Source organism: Micromonospora sp. NPDC048935, assembly GCF_043197875.1.
GTDB lineage: Bacteria > Actinomycetota > Actinomycetes > Mycobacteriales > Micromonosporaceae > Micromonospora.
In genome coordinates this window covers 170,000-188,539 of the sequence record NZ_JBICTZ010000011.1, presented here as the reverse complement: position 1 = coordinate 188,539, position 18,540 = coordinate 170,000, and the positions used below count along the sequence as shown (strand labels likewise).

The following is an 18,540-nucleotide window of genomic DNA, read 5'->3' as shown; positions in this document are numbered from 1 at the left end:
GGGCGGCAATAACCTCATGATCAACGAGGTCAGCGGGGGAAGTACCTGTCTAGCAGGTCGGTGCGGAACTTGCCGGTCGGGTCTTGGTGGCGCAGTAGGGCGGCGAAGTCGGCGTACCTCGGGTAGCGGGTGGCCAGCTCGGCTGGATCGGTGACGAAGACCTTGCCCCAGTGCGGGCGGGGCGCGAAGGGCGCCAGGCGTTCCTCCACCGCGGCCACCACCGGCAGTACGGCCGCGGTGTCGTCGATCCAGGTGAAGTGCACGACGAAGCTGTCCCGTTGGTGGTTCGGGCTGAGCCACAGCCCGTCCGCCGCCACCGTCCGTAGCTCGCACACCAGCAGCACCGGTGCGATCAGGTGCGCCACCTCGTCCAGCGCGGCGAGCACGTCGGCCGCCGCCGTTCGCGGCACGTGGTATTCGGACTGCAACTCGTCGCCGCTGCTCGGCGTGAAGCCGAGCTTGAAGTGCGGCAGCCGCTCGTGCCACGGGCCCGGCTCGCCGAGCTGCGGGGTGCAGTTCTCCGGGGACATGCCGAGCACCGGGTGGCGTGCCTCGGTGGCGGCGGTGGTGCCGAGCCAGTCCGCCGGGGGCGACGGCTGGTCGGCCACCTGCTTGCGCCACACCTCACGCAGCCGGGGTGCCCGCCAGTCGGTGAAGACACTGACGCTGTACGCCGAGTCGAGCGCCTCGTCCAACGCCTCCCGATCGAGGTCGAGCGACACGTACTGGCGCAACTCGAAGGCCGGCACCACGTCCAGGGTGAGCCGGGTGACCAGGCCGAGCGCGCCGAGACCGACCACCATGCCGGCGAACGTGTCCGGGTCGGTCTCGCGGTCGACGCGCAGCAGGTCGCCGTCCGCGGTGACCAACTCCAGGCCGGCGACAGCGGTGGCCAGGTTGCCGTGGGCCGGCCCGGAGCCGTGGGTGGCGGTGGCCACCGCGCCGGCCACCGAGATGTGCGGCAGCGAGGCGAGGTTGGCCAGCGCGTACCCCTGGGTGTGCAGTTGTCGGGCGACGTCTCCGTAGCGCATCGCGCCGCTCACGGTGGCCTGCCCGCGCTCGCGGTCCACCTCGACGACCGGGGGCAGCCCGGCGAGGGTGACCAGGTCGCCGTCGGTGTCGCCGAAGCGGTTGAAGGAGTGCCCGCTGCCCACCGCCCGGACCCGGGAGCTGCCGGCGACCAGGCGGCGCAGTTCGTCGGTGGAGGTCGGCCGGTGGAACGCCCGAGCGGCGTACCGCACGTTGCCGGCCCAGTTGCGGCGCGGAACGTCGGGTGCGGTGGCCGGGGTGGCGTGCGGTCCGTGCGCGATCATGTCGCGGTCTCCCGATCGGTGGACTGGTGGTCGGCCAACGCGGCGACGAGGGCGTTCAGAACCGTATCCGTCTGGAACGTGTGGTAGCCACGTTGGGCGATCGGCAGACCGGCCGCGCTGGCGCGTTCGATCTCACCCCGGGCCGCCCGTCGGGTCGGCGCGTCCGCGGCAAGCAGGGCGTCCTGACCACGGCGGATCAACAGGTCGACCCGGTCCATCTGGTAGCCCCGCAGGCCCACCGGCAGGTCCGGGTCGGCGAAGGCCGCTCGGCGCAGCGCCAGCAGATCGACGAAACGGTCACCGGCGTATCGCGTGAGCGCGGCGGCCACCTGGTCGGGTTGCTCACGGACCTGGTCCAGGACGAGCAACTCGATGGCGGGGCGACCGTCGACCGGGTGGCGGGCGGTCACCGGCTCCAGCGGCACGCCCGGGACGGGCACCAGCAGCAGTCGCGGCGGCCTCCGGTAGCCGTCGCGGCGGGGCGGCTCGTCCAGGACCAACGCGTCGACCTCGCCCCACCGGATGTTCCGGCGCAGGCCGGGCCGTCGGATGGTGAGCCCCTCGGCGTCGATCCCGAAGCGGAACGGCCGCAGGGCGCTGACCAGCGCCACGACGCCGAGCGCGACGGCACCCCCCGCGATGATCGTCCGTAGCGGCGCGCCGTCGCTGGGATAGACCAACAGCAACACCCCACCGAGTACGCACACCAGAGCGAGCGCACGGGCCCCCCGATTCCGGCGTAGTTCCACGCTCGGACCCCCGTTCATGACCGTGGCGTCGGTTCTCGCATCCTCCGCCAAACCGCCCACCGGGGACACCGGTCGATCGGGCACGGTTGTTCTCGTCATCGCCGGGGAACCCTACGCCCATGAGCAGCTACCGCGATCCTGCCCCACGGGGCGACGTGTTCCCCTCCGAGGAGGAACTGGACCCGACCGGCAGCGGCGTCGAGCCGGCAAGCACGCCGCCAGCCGGCGGGTTGCCCAGCCATCCGGCGCCCACGCCCGGTCCCCGCCCCACCCCGGCACCCGCGCCGGCCCCGACGCCGGTGCCGGCGCCCGGCCCCGCGCCGCGCGCGCCAGGCGCCGGGCCACAGTCGATCGTGACCCGGCACCTGGACGGCTCGGTGGAGGTGGTCACCGACCTCGACGGTGACGGCGTCGCCGACGTCGTGCAGATCGACGTGGACGGCGACGGGATCGCCGACATCACCTACGTGGACAGTGACCGGGACGGGCGGCTGGACACCGTGCTGGGTGCGGCGAACCTGCCCGGGTCCGGCGTGGGCGCCCACCGCCGCGCCTGACCGTCACCACCGCCCGTCGGCCCGTCGGCCCGTGGGCCCGTGGGCCCGTCGGCCCGTCGGCTCAGAGCTTCGCCAGCACCTCGTGGGCGACCAGTTCGAGGTGCTCCAGGTCGCCCAGGTCCAGCACCTGTAGGTAGAGCCGCTGGCTGCCGATCTCCGCGTACCGGCCGATGGTGTCCAGGACCTCGCCGGGCGTCCCGGCCAGGCCGTTGACCCGCAACTCGTCCGGTTGGCGGCCGATCGCGGCGGCCCGACGAGCCACCTCGGCGTCGTCGCGCCCGCAGCAGAGCACCAGGGCGTTGGACCACACCATGTCGGCCGGGTCCCGGCCGATCTCCCCGCACGCGGCGCGGACCCGGTCGAACTGGGCCGCCGTGTCCGGCACCGACGCGAACGGCAGGTTGAACTCGTCGGCGTAGCGGGCGGCCAGCCTGGGGGTGCGCTTCGGGCCCGTCCCGCCGAGCAGGATCGGCGGGCGCGGCTGCTGCACGGGCTTCGGCAGTGCGGGCGAGTCCCGGACCGGGTAGTACCGACCGTCGTACTCGTAGCGCTGCCCGGGCGGCGTGGACCAGAGCCCGGTGATGACCGCGAGCTGCTCCTCCAGCCTGTCGAACCGCTCGGCCAGGGGCGGGAACGGGATGCCGTACGCGCTGTGCTCCTCGGCGTACCAGCCGGTGCCGATGCCCAACTCGACGCGACCGCCGCTCATCTGGTCGACCTGCGCCACGGTGATCGCCAGCGGGCCGGGCAGCCGGAAGGTGGCCGCGGTCATCAACGTGCCGAGCCGGATGCGGCTGGTGTCCCGGGCCAGGCCAGCCAGCGTGGTCCACGCGTCGGTGGGGCCGGGCTCGCCGGTCACGTCACCCATTCTGAGGTAGTGGTCGGACCGGAAGAACGCACCGTAGCCGGCGTCCTCGGCGCAGCGGGCGACGGCGAGCAACTGGTCGTAGCTGGCGCCCTGCTGGGGTTCGGTGAAGATCCGCAATTCCATCATCCGAGCATAGGGTCCCCCGGGCGACCCGGTCGGCAGTCGCACCGACCGGGTCGCCGAGCCGCGGACTCAGGCGTACGGCAGGGTGGCGTACGCGGACCGCAGCGCGGCCAGCCCGGTCGCCTTCGGGGTCAGCGTGCCCCACCCGGAATTGAAGTAGTTGGTGCGGGCGATCGGCGGTCCCCCCTCGGCGTTGAGCTGGGCGATGGCCGCCGGCACGGTGGCGATCCAGGCGGCCTGGTTGGGGATCTCGGCCACCCGCACCCCCCACTCGGCGATGAGCACCCGACGGGACAGCGCCACCGGGCCGAGGTCGGCCACCGCCCAGTCCTTGGTGCGGCGGAACCGGGCCAGCGCGGTGTGGCTGGCGTTGGTGCCGTAGACGTTCCACTGGAGGAAATCCAGCCGGGTCATCAGCGACTCCGGGTGGACGCGCTGGAAGCAGGCCCGGTCGAAGCCGCCGATGCCGACCGAGAACGTCGTGCCGCTGGGCAGCGTCCGCGCCTTGAACCAGGTGAGGATGTAGTTGATCGCCTGCACCGCGCGGGCGTCGGACTGCGCCCAGGTGAACGGGATACCGGCCTCGGTGGTGCCGAACTCGTGGTCGGTGTCCAGTTCGGACGCGAGTTGGATGTTCACGCCGAAGCCGAGCGTCCGATACTGTGCCAGCGCCCGGGCGAACAACCCGTCGCAGTGACCGGCGACCACCTGCCCGTACCCGTACGCCTTCGGCCAGGTGGTGCCGGGGCGCTGCTGGATGGTCATCGACGGTGCCGGCACGGTGTAGGTGGTGCCGTCCACGGTGAAGGTCTGCGGGCCGGTGTCCGCGGCGCCGTAGTGCTTGAGTTCCAGCACCATGTTGATCTGTACCCCCGCCCTACCGAGGGTGATCAGCCAGGGCCGGTTGTAGCCGGGGAAGGTGTAGCCGTCGGCGAAGCTGCGGTACTGGGTCAGGGAGCGGAAGTTGCCGCCGGCCATGTCGGCGGTCGGATCGGCACCACCGGAGAGGTAGTAGCCGCCGAGCACCGGTTGACTACCCACGACGTAGTCGGCGGTGGCCGTCGCGGTGTTACCGGCCGTGTCGCGCACCTGGACGGTGACGCGGGGCATCACGCCACCGCCCGGTACACGGCGACGGCGCCGTTGTCGGAGACCCGGGTCCAGATACGCCCGGAGCTGTCGGTCACGGTCAGGGTGAGCGGGTCGATGACCGCGGTGACCTTGACGGGTGCGCTGCTGTTGCCCTGCGCGTCGGTGACCACGATGGTGACTGTCAACGGCTTGGTGTCGGTGTCGGCGTAGGTGACTGTCAGGAGCATCTGGTCGCCCGGCGAGTAGACCGGCGCGGTCAGGGTTGCGGTTGCGGTGGGAGCGGCCATGGACATGCCTCTCTGAAATAGGTCGCCGGGTCCGGGCGCACGATGAGCGACTCCGGACCGACGTGACGCACAGAAGTGCGAGAGGGAAGACGGGACACCGGCCCAGGCGACGCGGCCACGCGGCGGCGTCGGCGGTGATGACGTCCTTGTCCCGGTGAGGAGGAAACCGCTGCGGGCGCCCCCAGCGGAGTCGGCACCTGCCCCAACAGTGCTCCGCCGCAGGCCCTACCGTCTTGTCCGGTGCACGACAAAGACCCCCGCTGACCTGCGGAAACGTGAGTCGCGACGGCTATTCGGCCGCGACACCCCGGACGGCCCAGGCGCGCGCGACGAGGTGGATCGAGCCGTCCGGCCCGACCGGAAGACGGGCTGCCAGCACCTGCCGCAGCGCGTCCCGGGCCGGCTCGGCCAACGTCGTGAGGTATCCCGGCGCCGTGCCCTGCCCACCGAGGAACGGTGTCCAGTAGTCGGCGAAGTCGGCGAAGACCGTCGGCACGTCGAGAGGTCGGACCGACACCTCGCCCAGGCCGGCGTCCTCCCAGAGCGCCCGCAACGCCTCGGGCCGCCACACGGTGCCCCGGCTCTGTTCGTCGAGGGTCGCCGCGGCCGGGTCGAGTTGCGCGGCGGCGTCCCAGAAGTGCCGCATCATCGCCATGCCGTCGGCGTAGTCCCAGATGTAGGCGGCCACCGTCCCCGCCGGCCGGACCACCCGGGTGAACTCCGCCACCGCCCGCGCCGGCTCCGGCACGAAGTTGAGCGTCAACCCGCTCACCACGACGTCCGCGGTGCGGTCGCCCACCGGCAAGGCGCGGGCGTCGCCCACCTGGAAGGTCGCCCGCGCGTCGACGACCCGGGTACGCGCGGTCGCGACGAAACCCACCGACCGGTCGACGCCGGTTACCCGGGCGGGTGCGGCGTCGGCGAGGATCGTCGAGGTCAGCACGCCGGTGCCGCAGCCGACGTCCAGCCACTGCCGACCGGGCGTCACGCCCAGCCCGCGCAGGAACTCCGCCGCGACCAGGCGGCTCCACCGACCGACGTACGCCTCGTACGCGTCACCGTCCGCCCACACCGGGTGCGTCATGCCGGCACGATACGACGGGCGCTGTCACTCGGCGGTGAATTTCAGTCGAGATGATCGGCGGGAGTCGTCTGCAGCAGCCACGCCAACGGCATCCGGGCCCGCTGCTCGTAGCTGCCGTCCCCGCCCAGACGCTGCGGGTCGGCGGCTTGCGCCACACACTGAGGTCGGGGATGCGACCGCCGTCGCCATCCGGGCCGGAGATGCGCAGACCGGTAGCCTGAAGCACCACCGTGCCCTGTTCGGCTCAGCGACGTCGCAGTGCCGGGTCGAGCAGGGCGGGCGGGGTGTCGGACTTCTCGTGTGCGGCGAGGTCGACGCCGGGCGCCACGATCGCGTCGATCGCGTCGAGCACGTCGGCCGAGAGCACGGTGTCTGCGGCGGCGAGCTGCGTGTGCAGGTGGTCCATGGTGCGGGGGCCGATGATCGCGCTGGTCACGGCGGGGTGCGCGGTGACGAATCCCAGCGCGAGTTGGATCATGGTGAGGCCGGCCTGGTCGGCCACCGTGGCCAGTTTCTCGACGGCGTCAAGCTTGGCCCGGTTGGCCGGGATGGTGGTGTCGAAGCGCTGCGGCAGGAAGGCCGACCGGTTGGTGGTGACCTCCCGGCCTTCGCGGATCGCACCGGACAGCCAGCCCGAGGCGAGCGGGCTCCACGCGAGCACGCCGAGCCCGTACTGCTCGGTCACGGGCAGGACGTGGGTCTCGATCCCGCGTTGCAGGATCGAGTAGCTGGGCTGCTCGGTGACGTAACGGCTCAGGTGGTTTTCCCGGGCGGCCCACTCGGCCTGCACGATGCGGTACGCGGGAAACGTCGACGACCCGAAGTAGCGGATCTTGCCGGCCCGCTGGAGATCGGTCAGGGTCGACAGGGTCTCCTCGTCACTGGTGCTCGGGTCCCACCTGTGGATCTGGTAGAGATCGACATGGTCGACGCCGAGGCGGCGCAGGCTGTTGTCCAACGCGGTGACCAACCAGCGGCGGGAGCTGCCCCGACTGTCGCGCCCATCGCCCATCGGCAGACCCGCCTTGGTGGCCAGCACGATGTCGTCCCGGCGACCGGCGATGGCCCGGCCGACCATCTCCTCGGACTCGCCCTGGCCGTACGCGTCGGCGGTGTCGATGAGGTTGACTCCCCCGTCCAGGGCGACGTCGACCATGGCGGTGACCTCGTCCTGGGTGGTTCCTCCCAGTTTGCCGAAGTTCATCGCGCCCAGTACGAGTGTGCTGACCTGGACACCGGTACGACCCAGAGTGCGGTAGTGCATGACAGTTCCTCCTGCGACGAAGACGTGGCTTGGCTCCGGCCCCACCGCTCTGCCATGCTGAGCAAGCGGAACCATGTTCCGCCACCGAAGATACGGAACATGGTTCCGTTTGCCAAGTCTGGTGATGGAGGTAACGGCGCGGTGGCCGTCAACGACAGCGCCCCCCGGAAGCGGGCCGACGCCCGGCGCAACGAGGCGACCCTGCTGGACGCCGCCGCCGCGGCTTTCGTCGCCTCCGGCGTGGACGCGCCCGTGCGGGACATCGCCGCCAGGGCCGGCGTCGGTGTCGGGACGATCTACCGCCACTTCCCGACGCGTGCCGACCTCATCGTGGCCGTCTACCGGCACCAGGTCGAGGCGTGCGCCCAGGCCGGCCCGACCCTGCTGGCCGCCAGCGGCACACCGTACGCCGCCCTGGCGCAGTGGATCGACCTCTTCGTCGACTTCCTGGTCACGAAGCACGGCCTCGCCGCGGCGTTGCAGTCCGACAACGCGGCCTTCGACTCCCTGCACACCTACTTCATCGACCGGCTCGTCCCGGTGTGCGCCGACCTGCTCAACGCCGCCGCCGCCGACATCCGCCCCGACGTGAACGCCTTCGAGTTGCTGCGTGGTGTCGGCAATCTCTGCGTCGGCGCGGCCGACCCCCGCTACGACGCGCGCCGGATGGTCGGTCTCCTCATCGCGGGGCTGCGCCTCCCGTAGGGCCTGCGGGCAGCGCTAGCGTGGTGATCATGGTGGAGTGGGAGCTGCGACCGGCCTCGATGGCGGACGTCGACGCCGTGGCCGAGCTGCGGGCCGTGGTGCTGCGGGCCGATCTGGAGCGACTCGGGCGCTACGACGAACAGCGCGTGCGGCAGCGCCTGCGCGACGGCTTCGCTCCGGCGTACACCTGGGTTGTCGAGGTGGGCGGCGCGTTCGCCGGCTGCGTGGCGCTGCGCCCGGCGGACGACGCCCGGTGGTTGGAGCACTTCTACCTGGCGCCGCACCTCCAGGGCAGCGGCATCGGCACGGCCGTGCTGCGCGAGTTGCTGGACCGGTGCGACAGCGACGGCACAGTGGTCCGGCTGAACGTGCTGCGGGGCAGTCCGGCCCGGCGGCTCTACGAGCGACACGGGTTCACGCTTGAGGCCGAGGATCCGGTGGACGTGTTCCTGGTGCGCGCACCGACAGTGGCGCTGTCAACGTAACATTGACAGCGTGACGTCGGACTTGGCGCGGTTGGCGGACGTCCAGGTTGCCCGCGCCCGCCTGGACGAGCAGGAGCTGGACCTGATCGACCGGGCGCGGCACGACGGCGCGACGTGGGCGCAGGTGGCTCAGGCGCTGGGCCTCGGCAGCCGGCAGGCCGCCGAGCAGCGCCGGCAGCGCCTGGCGGCGGCGCGGCGGTCGCGGCGACAGCGGCTCGACGTCAGCTACTCCGCGCAGATCGCGGCGGTGCGTGCCGCCGTGGCCGACCTCGGGCGATGGGTTGCCGCCGACCGGCGGTGGGACGCGCGGTTCCGTCGGGCGGCGCTGGTGCGCAGCACTGTGGACGCCGCCCTGGACGCCGCCCCGGGCTCGCTGTACGCGTTGGCCCTGCACCTCGTCGCCGACCTCGGCGAGGCGGGCGACCGGCTGCCGGCACCCGCCCGGGCCGCTGCGGCGACGATCGAGAACGCCTTGTCAATGCCCCGTTGACGTGGGCCATCAGCATTGCGCCGGTAAGCCTCAACAAACAGGATGTGAGTCACCTCGGCTCAACCTGGAGGGCCCATGCGGCGCAACGCGGGACTGTTCGTGGCGATCTCCCTGCTGTCCGGCTTCGGCGGCAGCGCCATGTCCCTGGTGGCCGGCATCTGGATCCTGGACCTCACCGGCTCCACCGGCCTCGCGGCCCTCGCCGGGCTGTGCGTGTACGCCCCGGTGCTCGCCGGCCCGTGGCTGGGCGGCCTGCTCGACCGGGCGCCCCGACGACCACTTGTCATCGCGGTCAACCTCCTGTTGGCCGCCGCCCTGCTGACGCTGTTCGCGGTGCGGGGGCCGGGGCAGACGTGGCTCATCTTCGCCGTCTCCTCCGTCTACGGCGTGAGCTACGTGTTGATCGACGCGGGCGAGTCGGCGCTGTTGCCGTCCGCGCTGTCACCCACCGCACTCGGCGACGTCAACGGGTGGCGCTCCAGCGCACAGGAGGGCATGAAACTCGTCGCCCCGCTGGCCGGTGCCGCCCTCTACGCGTGGCGCGGCGGCCACGCGGTCGTCGTCCTCAGCGCGGCCATGCCGGTCCTGGTCGCCATCCTGTACGCGGCGGTGCGCCTCCACCGCACGCCACCCGACCAGCCACCGCGGCGGCACCGCGGTCTGCGTACCGGATTGTCGGTCCTGTTCGGCAGGCGGGCGACGGTCGCGCCGGTCGCGCTCGCCGCCGTGTCCATCGCGATGTCCGGCTTCACCACCGCGGCGGTCTACCAGATCGTGATCACGGAACTCCGCCTACCGACGACGTTCCTGGGTGTCCTGACCAGCGCGCAGGGCGCCGGCTCCATCATCGGCGGCCTGGCCGTCGGCAGGCTCCTGGCCGGTCGTGGCCCCACCGCTGTCGGGGTCGCCGGAACCGTGCTGTTCGCCGTCGGTTGCCTGGCCCGTTGCCTGCCGTGGTGGCCGGTCACGGTCGCCGGCGCGGTGGTCGCCGGCGTCGGCCTGCCCTGGACGCTGGTCGCGGCGGTGACGGCCGTGCAGACGCACACGCCGTCGGCACTGCTGGGCCGGGTCTCCGCGACGGCGAACACCGCGATGTTCGGCCCGCTCGTGCTGGCCATCCCGCTCGGCTCGGCGGCTGTCCACCTCGGCGGACGCCCACCCCTCGTCGCCGCTGGCGTGCTCTGCCTGACGGCGGTGGCCGCCACGCTCCGGTTCTCCACGGGCACGGTCGACCGGCTCGCGGGCGTGGTTAACTATCGAGCCATGCCGCTCAGTCCGGACGAGGTCGAGCTCTTCGAACGCGCCAGGGCCCGCCTGGGAGCGATCGCCTACCGCCTGCTGGGCTCGACGAGTGACGCGGAGGACGCGGTCCAGGACACGTTCCTGCGCTGGCAGGCCGCCGACCGGCAACGGGTCGAGACGCCCGAGGCATGGCTGACGAAGGCGCTGACCAACGTGTGCCTCAACCAGCTCACCTCGGCGCGGGCCCGGCGCGAGACCTACGTGGGCACCTGGCTGCCCGAACCGGTCCTGACCGGCGATCGGATGCTCGGCCCCCTGGACACCGCCGAGCAGCGCGAGTCGGTCTCGATGGCGGTCCTCACCCTCCTGGAGCGGCTGTCGGCCAAGGAGCGCGCGGTGTACGTGCTCCGCGAGGCATTCGGCTACTCGCACGGGGAGATCGCCGACATGCTCGGCGTCAGCGAGTCGAACTGCCAGCAGATCTACCGGCGGGCCAAGCAACACGTCACCGGCGACCGGGCCCGCGCCGAGGTCGACGGTGCCACCGCGCGCCGGATCGTCGAGGAGTTCCTGGCGGCGGCCGCCAACGGCGAGACCCAGCGGTTGGTCACGCTCCTCACCGACGACGCGACGAGCGTCGGCGACGGCGGCGGCAAGATCCCGGCCCGGACCACTCCCGTCGTCGGCGCGCTGGCGGTGGCCAGGTTCCTGCGCGGCCTGTTCGCCCCCGGCACCGCCAAGCGCGACCTCGTGGGCGGCAGCCCCGCCCTCTACGTCGAGGTCGCCAACGGCGCTCCGGCGCTGGTGGTGGTGCTCGACGAACGGGTCGTCGGTGTCCTGTCGCTCCAGGTGACGTCCGACGGCGTCGCGGCCGTACACGCCCAGGTCAACCCCGACAAGCTGGTACGCGCCACCCGCCAGTGGTCCGCGTCCGCGCACGGGGAGCCCCTGCTGCACGTCTGGTGACCCAGCTCTCACCCCACTCCTGTCAGGAATCGGGTCGCTGTCCGGTTCAGGAGGCGACCCTCACCGAGACAGGAGTGACACCATGAAGCACCGGATCGTCGTCCTCGGGGCCGGATACGCCGGAGCCACCGCCGCCGGGCGTCTCGCCCGGCGACTGCACCGCGACGACACGCAGATCACCGTCGTCAACGCCGACGCCGACTTCGTCGAGCGGGTCCGTATGCACCAACTCGCCACCGGGCAGCACCTCAAGCACCGACCGCTGGCCGACGTCTACGCGGGCACCGGAGTCGAGACCCGCGTGGCCCGGGTCACCGCCGTCGACACCGACCGCAGGACCGTCGCCCTCGTCGCCGAGCAGGGCGCCGACGAGATCGCGTACGACACGCTCGTCTACGCCCTCGGCAGCACCAGCGCGGACCACGGCGTCCCCGGCGTCGCCGAGCACGCGTACGACATCGCCGGCAGGACGTCGGCGACGCGGTTGCGCGACCGCCTGGCCCAGCTTTCGGCCGGCGCGACGGTGCTCGTCGTCGGCGGTGGCCTCACCGGCCTGGAAGCGGTCACCGAGATCGCGGAGGCCCGTCCGGACCTCGACGTCGCGCTCGCCGCCCGGGGTGCGCTCGGCGACTGGCTCACCGCGAAGGCGCGGCAGCACCTGCGCGGGGTGTGCGACCGGCTCGGGATCACCGTGCACGAGCACACCGAGATCGCGCGGGTCGACGCCACCGGCGCGGTCACCGGCGACGGCCGGGTGCTCCCCGCCGAGGTGACCGTGTGGACGGCCGGCTTCGCCGTCCACCCCATCGCCGCCGCCACGACCCTGACCGTCGCCGACACCGGGCAGATCGTCGTCGACGCCACGATGCGGTCGGTCTCCCACCCCGACGTGTACGCCGTCGGCGACGCGGCAATCGCCGAAGGACCGGGCGGGAAACCACTGCGGATGTCCTGCGCCTCGGGCACCCCGATGGCCTGGCAGGCCGCCGACGCCATCGCCGCGCGCCTGACCGGTCGGACGAAGATCCCGAAGGCCCCGCTGCGCTACTTCAACCAGTGCATCAGCCTCGGCCGCCGCGACGGCATCATCCAGTACGTGACCGCCGACGACCGGGCCCGGCCCGCCCTGCTCAAGGGCACACTGGCGGCCCGCTACAAGGAGTTCGTCTGCGCGGGCGCGGCCTGGAGCATCTCCCGCCCGATCCTGTACCCGGTGCGCCGCCACCGCATCGTCGCGACCCGGACGGACACCCTCGCGACGATGCCGTGACCGGGTGATGATCCGGAGCGTGACGGGGCGACTGTCACTGGAGCAGGCCCCGTTTGACCAGGTACGCCCGCAGCGTCTCGGCGTCCTCGCTGGACATCAGGCGACGTGGGATGACTGTCGCCGGCATCCGGCCGACGAACACGATCCAGAAATCGGGGGTGTCCTTCACCTGGGCGACCCCGTCCCAGGCGATGCCGCTGGACTGCGTGCCGCTGCGCATCATGATGTTGTCGTCGGTGATGTCGTAGGCGCCCTCGACCGCGTAGCCACTGGACCGGCGTCGGGCGCGCCACCGCACCCAGGGCGAATACAGCATCGACAGCAGACCGGCCACGACCATCGCCAGGCACAGCGGGGAGATCTGCTCGGCCCGGTCGGACCCGCGCGAGACGACGAGACCGATCGCCCCCACCGCCACCAGCACCGCGCCGATGTAGCCGTACCTGCGCAGGCGCACACGGCTGAGCGCGGCGGCGACCCGGCCCGGGTAGGCGGGATCGGCGGGGACGTCGAAGTGGATGTGCACGCCAGCACGATAACCCCCGGGTAGCACCTGACCCGCGCCCGCCGGCCGGACCGCTTCGGGTAGCCGACACCGTCACTGGCTCTGCTCCAGCGTCGCCGCTGCTCCGGTGGCGCGCAGGGTGTCGTAGGGGTGGCAGCCGTAGGCGGCGCGGTACGCCTGGGCGAATCGCCCGGGATGGGTCCAGCCCCAGCGTCGCGCCGTCTCCGCCACGGTCTGCCCCGGTTTGGCGTGTTGCAGGTCCCAGTGTGCCTGGCGTAATCGAACGGCACGCAGGAACGCCATCGGGCTCTGGCCCTGGTAACGCTGGAACGCGACCTGTAACGCGCGTTGGCTTACCTCGCAGGCTTCGGCTATCCGGCCCACGGTCAACGGTGACGCGGCATGGGCCTCGATGAACTCGGCGGCCCGGCGCACGATCGCGCGGCCGACACCCGCCTGTCCGGGCAGGTAGTTGATGGTCATGGTGGTGTTCGGGAACACCGCGACGGCGGTGTTCGCCACCAGGTCGACCAGGCCGGCGCGGGCCAGCGGGCTGGCGGCCACCGCGTTGACGGCGAGTTGTCGACGGGCGAACGCCGTCACCGACTGCCAGAGCAGGGCCATCGCCGGGGACAGGGGCGTCATCGTGGTGAACTTGAAGTTCGCGATGGGCAGTCCGGTGCGGACGGAGGCGGCCGACGCGACCCGCTGCATCGGCAGCCAGACGAAGACGGCCGCCAGATCGTCGATGAGGTGGACCGCGCCCACGTCCGGGTATCGACCGGTCGTGCCGGGGCCGAGCCGCAACTCCTCGTTGGCGGTGCGGACGGCGTACCGACCGTTGGCCACCGTCACCGCGGTGAAGTCGCGATAGGGCAACGACTCGGCGCGGTTGCGCATGGTGTATCGGCTCTCACCGATCTCCAGGTCTTCGACGCGAAGCGTGGCCTGCCGGTAGCGGAATCGAGCGGGTGGACCGGAGATCCGCACGCGGTGTTCCCCGTACCTGAGTGCGAGCACGTGGTGCGCTTCTTCTGGGTCGTCAGTCTCGATGACTTCTCGGGCAACAGGCTCCGGCCCGTCAAGGTTTCCCGTCCACGGCATGGGCCGTCACCTCCGTCGGACCGTCAATCCGGCCCGATCTGGTTGAACGCCCCACCCGGTGGTTCGCAACGGCCTGTCGGAGACTTCCGGGACCGGCGCGACGGCATCCCTGCGGTTGCGACACGCCGACCGGCCGAATCGATCCGGTTCCCGTACGTGACTGGCCGTTTCGCGAACGGCAGGTCGCGCCCTGGTTGGTTGCCGCGCAACAATCGAGTTCGATGCTGCGCATCTTCAGGCTGGACCGAGATGGTTTCCGGGATGAGCCGCATGAATGTGTCGATGTGGTTACCCGTTTTTTCGGACGAAACTGTCGGGTTGCCGACTTTCCAGCAAGCGCGCACCAGCCCCCACCTCTCCGGTCCGCGCCACTCACCCTGGCCCGGCCCAGTACGCCGGCCGATCGGGGTCCGCGACGATGCGACCCCGGTCGGCCGGTCCCCCTGTTCGGCGAGCCGGTCGTTGCCTGCCGGAGCTGGTGCCTACGGTCAGCGCAGCCAGGCCGACGGGACCGGGTGCCGCAGGATCTCGGCCAGCCCGTGCCGGTGCGGGTCCGGATCGCCGTCGAGCCAGGCGTGGGCGTGGAAACCGGCAGCCGGGGCGCTGACCCCGATCACCACCGTTCTCGGCACCCCCCGCTCGGCGAACCAACGCTGTCGCACCAGCGCGGTCTCCAGACAGTTGCCGCCGCCCCGGCGCAGCGCTCGCTGGACCAGCATGTCGGTGCCACCGGACGGGGGTGCGGTGAGGCGTACCGCACCCAGACCGCCTCGGGCGAGTTGGCGACGTACCCGCCGGCAGGCCAGCATCGTCCACGCCACCAGGGCCACGCCACACGGCCCGTACCGACGGATCAGCCGGACCAGCGCGTCGACGGTGCGACCGGGGCCGGCGATCACGGCAGCGGCCCGGCGGCGCTGAGCGCGGTGTCGAGCAGCCGGTGGGTGGCGTCGAGGGCCGCCCAGTCGCGGGGGCGGGTCAGGTCGTAGCCGGGCCGCGCGGCCAGCGCGAGCAGCGCGCCGGGGTCGGACGGCAACTCGGGCAGGGAGCGACGGGCGGCGAGGCGGGCCAGCACCTCGGCCGGGCCGAGCGGGGTCATCGCGGGCCGGGCACCCCAGTGCAGGAAGATCCAACCACCGAGCGGCAGCCGGGGCGCCACGGCGGGCAGAGTGACCCGCAGCCGGGTGTCGCCGCGGACGCCCCGGGTGCGCAACCCGAAGCCGGGGATGGGCTCTCGCAGGTCGACGCAGCGTGGACCGGCGAGCACGTCGCCGCCGGCACAGACCACGACGTCGTCGGCCAGCACCGGCACCTCCCGGGCGGCGAGCGCCGCCAGCAGCGTGCTCTTGCCGGCGGTACGGCCACCGAGCACCACCCAGGCCCGCCCGGTGTGCACGAACGCCCCGGCGTGGAAGGTTTCCCGCCCGGCCCAACGGTTGACCACCACGGCGACCGGGGCGAGGTACGGGTGGGCGAGCAGGTCCGCGGCGAGCGGCGGCCCGTAGAAGGTGGCGTCGCCGCTGGCCCGGCCCAGTTCGAGGGTACGGCCGTCGGTGAGCACCCGGACCATCCGGTCGGCGTCCAACGGCGCGGGCGGCGGCGGCACGGCGTGTCGCTGCCGCACGCTCACCGGCCGGCTCCCCACGGGTGCACGGACGCCGGCGTCCAGCTCGGTGACCTCGTCGAGGCCCTCGATGCACAGCCCGTAGGCGGTTCTCATGGGTGTGTCTCCTGGTGTGGCTCGGGCGCGCGGACGACACCGGGTGGGGGCACGGCGACTCCGAAAAGGACTCGCGGGCAGGGCAATCCGCTCTCTCGGAACTACCACGGCGCACCCGCTCGGGGCTCCTTCGCCGGCCCTGCTCGGCGTTATCTGGCCCGGCTCGTGCGGATGGTGGACAGGCACTCCCTGTCTCGTCGTCGCGGGCCCGTTCTCCACCCGACCCGCGGAGCCCACGTCGGCAGGGACTTCGCGTCGTTGGGAACAGTGGAGCGTCCTCACCTTTCACCCGCTCTGCCACCGCGCGTCGCCAACCTGGCGCATTCCGAGGGCCCTCTCTCCACCTGGCGACTAGGAGGCAGCATGCAGCAGGACTGCGAGGCACCGGGCACAGCCATCCGGCGCACCTACGAGACCCGCGAGGTTTCGGCGGCGCACGACGTGATCAGCCAGGCGTGTGCGGGGATCGAGCTTCGGCCGCACAACGTCGTCGGTCAGTTCACGTACCAGCAGGAGTCGGTGGAGACAGGGCCGGTGCTGGTGAGTCGGGTGCGCTGCGGTGCGGGCATCGAGGGCCACTTTCTTGAGCCGCTGACCGACCTGATGTTCCTCTCGGTGCTGCACGGACAGGTCGACACGCTGGATGGCCGGGACAAGGTGCGGACAGGTCCACGCGGGGCGCTGCTGAACCCGATGGGTCGCCCGTTCACCAACATCTGCCGGGAGTTCGACATCTACTGCGTCAACCTGGACCTGCGCGTCGTGGCCGAGGTTGCCACCGAGCGGACGGGCATCGATCCGGCGGACTTTCGATTCGAGGCGATCACGCCGATCTCCCGTGAGCTGGGCCAGTACTGGCACAACACCACGATCCAGCTGCACCAACTCCTCACCGGGCCCGCGGAGCCGCTACAGAACCCGCTGGTGATCGGTGCCTTCATCGACCTGGTCGCCACGGCCGCTCTCGCCACCTTTCCGAACTCCGCGATGACGATGTCCCACCGGGTCGCGGCCGTCCCGTTACCCGCCGGCGCGGTACGCCGCGCCGTGTCGTTCATCGAGACGCACGCCGACGAGGCGATCACCACCACCCAGATCGCCGACGCCGCCCGCGTGACGCCCCGCGCCCTCCAGGCGGCGTTCCGTCGCCAACTGGGCACCACGCCGATGGCGTACCTGCGGCGGACGCGGCTGGACCGGGCCCACCAGGATCTACTCAAGGCCGATCCGACCCGGGGGGCCACCGTGGCCGCCATCGCGCGCCGGTGGGGCTACCTGCACACGAGCCGGTTCGCCGCGGACTATCGAGCGGTGCACGGCCGGTCGCCCAGCGACACCCTGCACACCTGATCCGGCCGGGACGACGGCCGACCGGATCAGGTGGGGGCGAGCGGCCTGGACATCCGTGGAACCCGGCCCGGTGTCGAGCACGTGACCGGGCTGACGCGCCACTATCGATCCGGGCTCGCCGAGGACTCCCCGCAGGTAGGAGACGTGTCGCTGCAACGTGTTCGCCACGGTGGCCGGTGGTTGCTCACCCCAGACCACGTCGACGAGTCGGTCGACGCTCACCACCCGGCCCGCGTGCAGCGCCAACGTCGCCAGCACCGCCTTGCGGCGCACGCCGTTGACCGCCTGCGGGCTGCCGGCGACGACCACCTCCACCGGCCCGAGCAGCCTGACCCGCACCCCCGTGCCGACCATCGGGATCACCAAATCGGGCTAGTTGCGCAGCCCGGAGGCCCCGCTCTGTTCGTCGGGCACTGGACACGATCCACGACAGAGCCCGCCGTCAGCCAACGTACTTGCCGTTCCGGGTGTCCCCCGACGTGCCGTCGTAGTGCACCTTCCGGTAGCGGTGCACCGAACCCTTCTTGACCGCCTGCCAGTGGCCGTACGCCACCTCGTAATCGTGGTGCTTGTAGTAGTCGCCGGCCGACTTGTAGTAGATCCGGTGCCGGGCGTACCCGCCGCAGTTGGCGAGGTAGCTGTAGGAGTACATCTTCATCCCACCGAAGTCGGACGAGTAGTACGTCTTCGCCGGGTGCCACACCGACGCCGGATTCGGGTATCCGGGCAGCTCCGCCCAGTTGTACGAGTTCCAGTACAGGTCCCAGCACGTCATCGTCGCCGCGGCGGACATCGCGCTGGACGTCGGCACCGTGAGGTCGTCGGCGACGACCAGGGACGCGGCGATGGTCCGGTAGGCCAGCTCCGGTGGGGTCGGCGTACCGGCCGGCGGTTCCGACAGCAACGCCCGCGGCACCGGCACGGATTTGGGCGTGATGCTCAGGTACGTCTGCAACAAGCTCTGCTTGTCGTCGTACGCCAGGGGCACGTTGCGGCCCATCTCGCCATCCTGACGAAGACCCCAGTCACCGGACACCTCGTCGCGGGAGAACACCACCCGCACACCGTTGCGGTAGCCCAGCCGCGCCAGCTCGACGTCGCGGTCCACCGGCTCGTCGGCGTACACCCCGGGGCCTGCCACCCCGGCGGCGCTGGCCGGCGCGGCGTTCCACGCGGTCAGCGTCGGCAGGACGACAAGCACCGCGAGCAGTGCGCGTCCCGACAGCACTCTTGCCATCACAACTCCTCATCCGATCGATTGCGAGACACGGGCCCGGACGGATCGTGCCTCTGCTTGCCGGGACAGCCTGCGAGGCGAGGTTCAGAGCGCCGTCAAGGTGGCGTCAAATGCGCCGGGTTTCGGTGT

At 71.9% G+C, this 18,540-nt stretch carries 20 protein-coding genes and 2 pseudogenes; 9 read left to right on the top strand and 13 right to left on the bottom strand.

Going from position 1 to position 18,540, the window contains the following annotated elements; all coding sequences use genetic code 11:
• Positions 1-29: 29 nt before the first annotated feature.
• Together ACGFIW_RS27125 and ACGFIW_RS27120 are read right to left on the bottom strand one after the other, a co-directional pair.
• Positions 30-1,313: an FAD-binding protein gene (locus ACGFIW_RS27125; protein WP_393321275.1), complete on the bottom strand. Its 1,284-nt coding sequence runs from the start codon at positions 1,311-1,313 to the stop codon at positions 30-32.
• Complete coding sequence (locus ACGFIW_RS27120) at positions 1,310-2,080, bottom strand: hypothetical protein (protein ID WP_393321272.1); 771 nt, start codon at positions 2,078-2,080, stop codon at positions 1,310-1,312. The genes ACGFIW_RS27125 and ACGFIW_RS27120 overlap by 4 nt, the downstream gene beginning before the upstream one ends.
• 101 nt (positions 2,081-2,181) lie before the next feature.
• Here ACGFIW_RS27120 and ACGFIW_RS27115 point away from each other — a divergent pair, with 101 nt between their 5' ends.
• A complete protein-coding gene (locus ACGFIW_RS27115) occupies positions 2,182-2,619 on the top strand; it encodes a hypothetical protein (protein ID WP_393321268.1) in 438 nt (145 codons plus the stop codon).
• Between the two features lie 61 nt (positions 2,620-2,680).
• Here ACGFIW_RS27115 and ACGFIW_RS27110 read toward each other — a convergent pair whose 3' ends face one another.
• From ACGFIW_RS27110 to ACGFIW_RS27090, 5 genes are all read right to left on the bottom strand, one after another.
• Positions 2,681-3,610, bottom strand: a complete 930-nt coding sequence (locus tag ACGFIW_RS27110) for an LLM class F420-dependent oxidoreductase (protein WP_393321265.1) — start codon at positions 3,608-3,610, stop codon at positions 2,681-2,683.
• A gap of 69 nt (positions 3,611-3,679) precedes the next feature.
• Complete coding sequence (locus ACGFIW_RS27105; protein ID WP_393321262.1) at positions 3,680-4,720, bottom strand: hypothetical protein; 1,041 nt, start codon at positions 4,718-4,720, stop codon at positions 3,680-3,682.
• Entirely contained in the window at positions 4,720-4,989 is a 270-nt protein-coding gene (locus ACGFIW_RS27100) for a hypothetical protein (protein WP_357522631.1), read from the bottom strand. Before ACGFIW_RS27100 ends, ACGFIW_RS27105 begins: the two co-directional genes overlap by 1 nt.
• A gap of 289 nt (positions 4,990-5,278) precedes the next feature.
• Positions 5,279-6,073, bottom strand: a complete 795-nt coding sequence (locus tag ACGFIW_RS27095; RefSeq protein ID WP_393321259.1) for a class I SAM-dependent methyltransferase — start codon at positions 6,071-6,073, stop codon at positions 5,279-5,281.
• 244 nt (positions 6,074-6,317) lie between these two features.
• Positions 6,318-7,337 (bottom strand): aldo/keto reductase, encoded by a 1,020-nt coding sequence (locus ACGFIW_RS27090; protein ID WP_393321256.1) that lies wholly within the window; start codon positions 7,335-7,337, stop codon positions 6,318-6,320.
• Between the two features lie 99 nt (positions 7,338-7,436).
• Here ACGFIW_RS27090 and ACGFIW_RS27085 point away from each other — a divergent pair, with 99 nt between their 5' ends.
• The 6 genes and pseudogenes from ACGFIW_RS27085 (at position 7,437) to ACGFIW_RS27060 (ending at position 12,495) form a co-directional block, all read left to right on the top strand.
• Positions 7,437-8,042, top strand: coding sequence for a TetR/AcrR family transcriptional regulator (locus ACGFIW_RS27085; protein WP_393321254.1), 606 nt, complete (start codon positions 7,437-7,439; stop codon positions 8,040-8,042).
• Positions 8,043-8,071: 29 nt separating this feature from the next.
• Positions 8,072-8,527: a GNAT family N-acetyltransferase gene (locus ACGFIW_RS27080; RefSeq protein ID WP_393321251.1), complete on the top strand. Its 456-nt coding sequence runs from the start codon at positions 8,072-8,074 to the stop codon at positions 8,525-8,527.
• Between the two features lie 10 nt (positions 8,528-8,537).
• On the top strand, positions 8,538-9,017 hold the full coding sequence (locus tag ACGFIW_RS27075; protein ID WP_393321248.1) for a hypothetical protein: 480 nt from the start codon (positions 8,538-8,540) through the stop codon (positions 9,015-9,017).
• A gap of 75 nt (positions 9,018-9,092) precedes the next feature.
• Positions 9,093-10,172 (top strand): annotated as a pseudogene (locus tag ACGFIW_RS27070) (MFS transporter); the annotation flags it as partial.
• Positions 10,173-10,280: 108 nt separating this feature from the next.
• Entirely contained in the window at positions 10,281-11,225 is a 945-nt protein-coding gene (locus tag ACGFIW_RS27065; protein ID WP_393321531.1) for an RNA polymerase sigma-70 factor, read from the top strand.
• 82 nt (positions 11,226-11,307) lie between these two features.
• Entirely contained in the window at positions 11,308-12,495 is a 1,188-nt protein-coding gene (locus ACGFIW_RS27060; RefSeq protein ID WP_393321245.1) for an NAD(P)/FAD-dependent oxidoreductase, read from the top strand.
• A gap of 34 nt (positions 12,496-12,529) precedes the next feature.
• Here ACGFIW_RS27060 and ACGFIW_RS27055 read toward each other — a convergent pair whose 3' ends face one another.
• The 4 genes from ACGFIW_RS27055 to ACGFIW_RS27040 form a co-directional block, all read right to left on the bottom strand.
• Positions 12,530-13,021 (bottom strand): YcxB family protein, encoded by a 492-nt coding sequence (locus ACGFIW_RS27055; protein WP_393321242.1) that lies wholly within the window; start codon positions 13,019-13,021, stop codon positions 12,530-12,532.
• Positions 13,022-13,093: 72 nt separating this feature from the next.
• Positions 13,094-13,990 (bottom strand): helix-turn-helix transcriptional regulator, encoded by an 897-nt coding sequence (locus ACGFIW_RS27050; protein ID WP_393321239.1) that lies wholly within the window; start codon positions 13,988-13,990, stop codon positions 13,094-13,096.
• Positions 13,991-14,592: 602 nt separating this feature from the next.
• A complete protein-coding gene (locus ACGFIW_RS27045; RefSeq protein ID WP_393321236.1) occupies positions 14,593-15,003 on the bottom strand; it encodes a lasso peptide biosynthesis protein in 411 nt (136 codons plus the stop codon).
• Entirely contained in the window at positions 15,000-15,824 is an 825-nt protein-coding gene (locus ACGFIW_RS27040; RefSeq protein ID WP_393321232.1) for a hypothetical protein, read from the bottom strand. The genes ACGFIW_RS27045 and ACGFIW_RS27040 overlap by 4 nt, the downstream gene beginning before the upstream one ends.
• 171 nt (positions 15,825-15,995) lie before the next feature.
• Between ACGFIW_RS27040 and ACGFIW_RS27035 the strand changes: the two are divergent.
• Positions 15,996-17,153: pseudogene (locus ACGFIW_RS27035) on the top strand (AraC family transcriptional regulator); the annotation flags it as partial.
• On the opposite strand, the gene ACGFIW_RS27030 reads toward ACGFIW_RS27035, so the two are convergent.
• Positions 17,037-17,396: a hypothetical protein gene (locus tag ACGFIW_RS27030; RefSeq protein WP_393321528.1), complete on the bottom strand. Its 360-nt coding sequence runs from the start codon at positions 17,394-17,396 to the stop codon at positions 17,037-17,039. The pseudogene ACGFIW_RS27035 and the gene ACGFIW_RS27030 overlap by 117 nt on opposite strands.
• On the opposite strand from ACGFIW_RS27030, the gene ACGFIW_RS27025 reads away from it, so the two are divergent.
• Positions 17,332-17,550 carry a hypothetical protein gene (locus ACGFIW_RS27025; RefSeq protein ID WP_393321559.1) on the top strand — a complete coding sequence of 73 codons (219 nt, stop codon included), beginning with the start codon at positions 17,332-17,334 and terminating at the stop codon, positions 17,548-17,550. The genes ACGFIW_RS27030 and ACGFIW_RS27025 overlap by 65 nt on opposite strands.
• 66 nt (positions 17,551-17,616) lie before the next feature.
• Here the strand turns inward: ACGFIW_RS27025 and ACGFIW_RS27020 are convergent, their stop codons facing one another.
• Positions 17,617-18,411 carry a hypothetical protein gene (locus ACGFIW_RS27020; protein ID WP_393321230.1) on the bottom strand — a complete coding sequence of 265 codons (795 nt, stop codon included), beginning with the start codon at positions 18,409-18,411 and terminating at the stop codon, positions 17,617-17,619.
• Between the last annotated feature and the right edge of the window lie 129 nt (positions 18,412-18,540).